The organism is Nonomuraea sp. NPDC050643 (assembly GCF_040654715.1).
Classification (GTDB): Bacteria; Actinomycetota; Actinomycetes; order Streptosporangiales; family Streptosporangiaceae; genus Nonomuraea.
Genome location: NZ_JBFAIM010000148.1, coordinates 1 through 5,181 on the forward strand (window position 1 = coordinate 1; position 5,181 = coordinate 5,181).

At 72.6% G+C, this 5,181-nt stretch carries 2 protein-coding genes and 2 pseudogenes; 1 reads left to right on the forward strand and 3 read right to left on the reverse strand.

The annotated features are described in order from the left end of the window. Positions 1–356 precede the first annotated feature (356 nt). Positions 357–437: pseudogene (locus AB0I15_RS66460) on the forward strand (hypothetical protein); the annotation flags it as partial. A 162-nt stretch (positions 438–599) separates the two neighbouring features. Here AB0I15_RS66460 and murF read toward each other — a convergent pair. The 3 genes and pseudogenes from murF to AB0I15_RS66475 all read right to left on the reverse strand — a co-directional run. Next, positions 600–1,796: pseudogene (murF, locus tag AB0I15_RS66465) on the reverse strand (UDP-N-acetylmuramoyl-tripeptide--D-alanyl-D-alanine ligase); the annotation flags it as partial. Continuing rightward, positions 1,796–3,325, reverse strand: a complete 1,530-nt coding sequence (locus tag AB0I15_RS66470; RefSeq protein WP_358121022.1) for a UDP-N-acetylmuramoyl-L-alanyl-D-glutamate--2,6-diaminopimelate ligase — start codon at positions 3,323–3,325, stop codon at positions 1,796–1,798. The gene AB0I15_RS66470 and the pseudogene murF, both read right to left, overlap by 1 nt. 40 nt (positions 3,326–3,365) lie before the next feature. Next, positions 3,366–5,181 (reverse strand): penicillin-binding protein 2 (locus AB0I15_RS66475; RefSeq protein ID WP_358121025.1); only part of this gene is annotated, 1,816 nt, incomplete at its 5' end.

Sequence of the window (5,181 nt, forward strand, 5' to 3'; positions counted from 1 at the left end):
GTTGGCCAGCACCCGGAGCTCGACGCCGAGCGCGATGGCGGCCGGCTGCGACATCCTGGCCAGTTGACCAGCGCCGATGATGCCGACGACCGGCCGCCCTCATGCCACTCCCGCGGCCCACCGGCGTCCGGCCCGTGCCAGCCCTGCTGAGGCGGGCCGTACTCCGGGCCGTATTCCGGGCCGTATTCCGGGGCGGGGCCGTGCCAGCCCTGAGGAGCGCCCGGATGCGGCCCGGGCGCCTGGGGACCGGGCGGCGGCGGTACGGGCCCAGCGTGCGCCTGAGGCCCCGTGACCGGCCGGCCTGGCGCGTGCGGGACACCATCCGGACCGGGCCCCACCGGACCGGGCCCCACCGGATGCACCCCCGGCAGAGCCACACCCGGCTGAACAGGACCAGGCTGTCCGGGACCGGGCTGAACCAGTCCAGGCTGAACGGGACCATGCTGCGCAGGGCCGGCCTGAGCGGGGCCCGGCTGAGAAGCGCCAGGCCGTCCAGGAGCCGGCGAAGAAGCGCCCGGCTGAACGGGAGCAGGCAGCGGAGCGCCCGGCTGGGCGGCGGCCGCCTGGGCCGCCGCGTGGGCGCCCTCCAGGACGGGTCCCGCCTCCGGCCCGGCCACGATCAGTCCCGCCAGACCGGCCGAGCCCGCCAGGCGGCCGAGGTCGGCGTTGAGGGCGGGCCCCTCCTCGCCCAGCTCCCGCAGCGCCGCGATGACGGCGAACCGCCGCCGCCCCTTCCCCAGCACCGCGAACGCCTCGAAGGCCGCCCGCATCGAGTCCGGGTTGGCGTTGTACGCGTCGTTGACGACCGTCACCCCGTCGGCCCGGTCCGTGACCTCCATGCGCCACCGGCTGCGCGGCGTGGCCTCCGACAGCTCCGCGGCGATCGTGGCCACCGGAAGCCCCAGCTCGTAGCCGGCGGCGGCCGCGGCCAGCGCGTTCTCGACCGCGTGCTCCCCGTACAACTGCAGCGACACGTGCGCCACCCCCGACGGGGTGCGCAGCGTGAAGGAGGCGCGCCCCCGGGCGTCCATCACGACGCCCTCGGCCCGGATCGCCGCCGACTCGCCCCGCCCGAAGTACGTCACGCGCGCTTCCGTGCGCGAGGCCATCCCCCGCACCAGCGGGTCGTCGGCGTTGAGGACGGCCACGCCGGTGCGCGGCAGCGACTCCACCAGCTCGCCCTTGGCCTTGGCGATGGCCTCCTTGCCGCCGAACACGCCGAGGTGCGCGGTGCCGACGTTGAGGACCACGCCGATCTGCGGCGGCGCGATGCGGGCCAGGTCCTTGATGTGGCCGAGGTTGCGCGCGGCCAACTCCAGCACCATGTAGCGGGTGTCGAGGTCGGCCCGCAGCACGGTCAGCGGGTGGCCCAGCTCGTTGTTGAAGCTGCCGACGGGGGCGATGGTGGAGCCGATCCGCCCGGTCAGCCGGGCCAGCAGGTCCTTCGTGCTGGTCTTGCCGGCCGAGCCGGTCACGCCGATGACGGTGACCTTGGACAGCGACCGGGTCTGTGCGGCGGCCAGCTCGGCGAGCGCGGCGGCGGCGTCGGGCACGATGATCGCGGGCGCTTCGACGGGCCTGGTGGCCAGTACGGCGACGGCTCCGGCCCGGATGGCCTGCGCGGCGTAGTCGTGACCGTCGACCCGCGCGCCCTTGAAGGCGACGAAGAGGGATCCCGGTTCAACGGCCCGCGAGTCGATCACGACGGGCCCGCGCACCACCGCGCGGGGATCGGCCATGCCCGACAGGGCTCCCGAGGTTATCTCGGCGATCCTGGCCAGAGGCAACGGGATCATTAGTGCTTCCTGCTTTCCTTGCGTGCGTCGATCGCTTCGGCGACCACTTCGCGGTCGTCGAAGGGGATCACCTCGCCTGAAACGTACTGGCCCTGCTCGTGACCCTTGCCTGCCACGACGATCACGTCGCCGCGCCCGGCCCGGGCGATCGCCAGGCCGATGGCGGCCGCGCGGTCGGGCTCAATGATCACATGAGCGCGGTCCTGCTGCGGAACGCGGAGCGCTCCCTCCATCATCGTCGCGAGGATGGCGAGCGGATCCTCCGAGCGCGGATTGTCGCTCGTGAAAATGGCCACATCCGCCAGCTCGGCCGAGATTTCTCCCATGATGGGCCGCTTGCCTTTGTCGCGGTCGCCGCCGCAGCCCAGCACGATCGTCAGCGTGCCCGCCGTGACCGAGCGCAACGACCGGAGCACCGACTCCACGGCGCCCGGCTTGTGCGAGTAGTCCACGACCGCCTGGAACTCGTCGCCGGCCTCCGTGACCCGCTGCATCCGCCCGGGCACTCCGGTCAGCGTACCCACCCCGTGGACCGCGGTCTGCAGCGGCACCCCCGCCTCGACCAGGGTCACGATGGCCCCGAGCGCGTTGGCGACGTTGAACGGCCCCGGCAGCGCGACCTGCGCGTCGGCCTCGACCCCGCCGGGCCCGACCACCCTGAACGCGCTCCCGTCCGCCCCGAGCCGGGCGTCGAGCGCCCGCCACTCGGCCTCCGGGTCGCCCAGCGCCGAGAACGTCGTCATCGGCACCTTCGCCAGATGGAGCAGCTCCCGCCCGTGGCGGTCGTCGAAGTTGGTCACGCCCGCGCGGCTCAGCTCCGGCTGGAACAGCTTGACCTTGGTCGCGAAGTAGTCCTCGAAGTCCTTGTGGAAGTCGAGGTGGTCCTGCGACAGGTTCGTGAACAGGGCGACGTCGTAGAAGATCCCGTCGACCCTGCCGAGCGCGAGCGCGTGGCTGGAGACCTCCATGGCCGCGGCGCTGACGCCCTCCTCGCGCATCAGGGCGAACAGGCCGTGCAGGACGGACGCCTCGGGCGTGGTGAGCGTGGGCTCGAAGCGCAGGTCACCCGCGCGGATCTCGACGCCGCCCACCAGCCCGGCCCGGTGCCCGGCGGCCCGCAGGCCCGCCTCGAGCATGAACGTGGTGGTGGACTTGCCGCTGGTGCCGGTGACTCCGAGGAACTGGATGTCGTGGGCGGGCTGCCCGTACACCCAGGAGGAGATCTGCCCGAGCAGGGCACGCGGGTCGGGGACGATCAGCACGGGCAGCCCGGTGGCCACGGCCGCGTCGCGGCCGGCGCGGTCGGTGAGCACGGCGACCGCCCCGCTCGCCATCGCGTCGGCGGCGAAGGTGGCGCCGTGGATCCGGTTGCCGGGCAGGGCGACGTACAGATCGCCGCGTCTGACGCCGCGGGAGTCGATCGTGACGCCGGTCAGGGCGGCATGGGGCGACCGCGACGTGCCGGAATCGGCGTCGAGCATGGTCGCGAGCCCGGTCAGCGGGCGAGGCGGGCTGGTCGTGGGACGCATAGACGACGGGGGACGCACGGCGAGAGCGTACCTTCCCTGGTCACTGTCCCGCGCGCATCCGCACCTGCGGCGCGGCGGAGCCTGTGGGAGGAATCTTCCTGCTCTTGATGGCGAACGTCATCACATCCTTGAAAACGGGGGCCGCCAACTGCCCGCCGAAATGGCCGTTCTTCGGGTTCTGCAGCACCGAGAGCACCACCAGCCGGGGATCGTCCGCCGGGGCGAACCCGACGAACGAGGCAGTGTAGCCCTCGTAGCGGCCGAGTTCGGCATCGTAGCGGTTGGCCGTGCCCGTCTTGCCGGCCACCCGGTATCCGGGGATGGCGGCGAGCTGGCCGGTCCCCTCCGCTCCCACCGCGCTCTCCAGCATCGTCGAGATCTCCTTGGCCGTCGTCTCACTCACCACCTTGGTCTGCTTACCTGCGGGAGCGGGAACGAACCTGCCGGACGCGTCCGTCGTGCCGGCGACGATCTGCGGCTCGATCTTGACGCCGCCGTTGGCGATGGTCTGGTAGACGCTGGCCATCTGCAACCCGGTCACCGACACGCCCTGCCCGTAGGCGACCGTGCAGTTCTGGCTGCCCGACCACTGCTTGTAGCCGGGCAGCAGGCCCGCCTCCGCGCCCGGCACGCCGCCGCCGGGCACGCTGCCGAAGCCGAACGCCTGCAGCATCCGGTGCAGGCGCTCGCTGCCCACCTCGCGCGCCGCCATGACCGTGGCCACGTTACTGGACTGCGCCATGGCCTGCCGGAACGTCATCGACTCCGTCTTGTGCGGGTGGGCGTCGCGCAGCACCTGGTCGGCGCACTTGATCCGGTCGGGCACCTGGTAGACCGTGTCGGGCGTCACCGTCCTGGCCTCGAGCGCCGCGGCGGCGGTGATCACCTTGTTGGTGCTGCCCGGCTCGAACACGTCGGCCGCGGCCTTGTTCACGTAGCTCGACTCGGGGGCCTTGCGCCAGTTGTTCAGGTCGAGCTCGGGCGTGTTGGCCATGGCGATGATCTGCGCCGTCCGCACGTCCATGACGATCACGGTGCCGCTGTCGGCGCCGGATTTGTCCACCTGCTCGGCGATCGACTTCTGCGCGGCCCACTGGATGTCGCGGTCGATGGTCAGCCGGATGTCCTGGCCGTTGACGGGGGCCGTGCGCTGGCTGCTGGTCATCGGGATCTGCTGGCCGTCGCGGCCCGTCTCGACGCGCTGCTTGCCGTCGCGGCCGGCCAGCAGCGTGTCCTTGCTCTGCTCCATGCCGCCGAGGCCGTTGCCCTCGTCGCCGACGAACCCGATCAGGCTGCCGGCCAGGTCGCCCGCCGGGTAGAGCCTGCGGTAGGTCTTCTTCGTCGACAGCGCCGGCACCCGCGCCTGCAGCAGCCGGGTCGCCACCACAGGGTCGACGTCCCTGGCCAGGAGCTGGTAGCGAGTGTTGTCCTTGGCCAGCTTGGCGGCGATCTCCTGCTCCGTCTTGCCGAGCTGCTGGGCCAGGATGGCGGCCGCCTTCGAGCGTACGGAGGCGGGGACCTTGGTGGGGTCGATCGACACCTCGCGGGCCTCGACGGTGACGGCCAGCTCGTGGCCGTTGACGTCGGTGATCGAGCCTCGTTTGGCCGGGATGTCCTGGATGTGGGTGCGCTGGTCGGCGGCGGCGGCCTCGTACACCTTGGAGTCGAGGCCCTGCATCTGGATCAGCCGGCCGGCGAAGATCGACAGGATGAACGTCATGCCGATCAGGCCGATGTTGATCCGCCTGCGCGGGCTGCCCAGCCGCAGCACGAGCGGCGGCCTGGGCGGGCGTGGCGGGGCCGGGGGCCGGCGCGGCCCCCGGGGCGGCGGCACGTCGGCGCCGCGGCGCGATGGC